The following is a 717-nucleotide window of genomic DNA, read 5'->3' on the forward strand; positions in this document are numbered from 1 at the left end:
AGCGACCGCGTAGCGGCTTGCCCTTGCACCGTGATAAAAGCAGGACGCTTTTGCCCCGCGGTCGGGTGAACCCGACCGCCTGCCTAGCGGCGAGCGAGGGGTGCAGGGGGCTTGCTCCCTGCTGGGGGCGGTGGGGGCAAAGCCCCCACGAAACCCCTTCGAAGTGGCGGTCGATGATTCTGCCGCTAATACAAGATAAGAGTGAAAAAGGGGTAAAAACCGTAGTAATGCCTTGATATTACTGAATTTATCGCTATTTTGCTTGATATGATTTTTGGTTAAATCTTGATATGATTTTTGTATAACATTGAGTATGATTGACTTATATAATTCGATATGATATTATCATATCAATATCAAGCAAGGAGGAAAAACAAATGGCAGTAACCCGCAAGAAAGTCAAGGTAGTAGGAACAGAAACTTATATCAAGCAGGATACTGGAGAACTGCGAGAAATGCAGGTAATTGACATTGAGGAGCGCGACGCTAATTTTCATAAGCTCTGGCTCGGTCATATTTTGTAACAGTATCGACCTTATCGGAAACCAGAAAACGACGCCTTGCTTTCTGGATTCTCGACCATCTGGACAGCAATAATCTTCTGCCAATGACACAGAGGCAGATAGCCGATAAAAGACGGTATCAGCTATCAAACGGTATCGAGGACACTACAAGCACTAATCGACAGTAACTTCTTGCAACGCATCAATCAAGGCG

General features: G+C 46.0%; 2 protein-coding genes. Both read left to right on the forward strand.

The window, feature by feature from the left end:
- Positions 1 to 377 precede the first annotated feature (377 nt).
- Complete coding sequence (locus tag HMPREF9334_RS12800; protein WP_281042439.1) at positions 378 to 524, forward strand: replication/maintenance protein RepL; 147 nt, start codon at positions 378 to 380, stop codon at positions 522 to 524.
- Positions 525 to 641: 117 nt separating this feature from the next.
- On the forward strand, positions 642 to 717 hold a 76-nt coding region (locus HMPREF9334_RS12805; protein ID WP_342626177.1), incomplete at its 3' end, for a replication/maintenance protein RepL.

Source organism: Centipeda infelix ATCC 43532, assembly GCF_000234095.1.
GTDB classification, from domain to species: domain Bacteria; phylum Bacillota; class Negativicutes; order Selenomonadales; family Selenomonadaceae; genus Centipeda; species Centipeda infelix.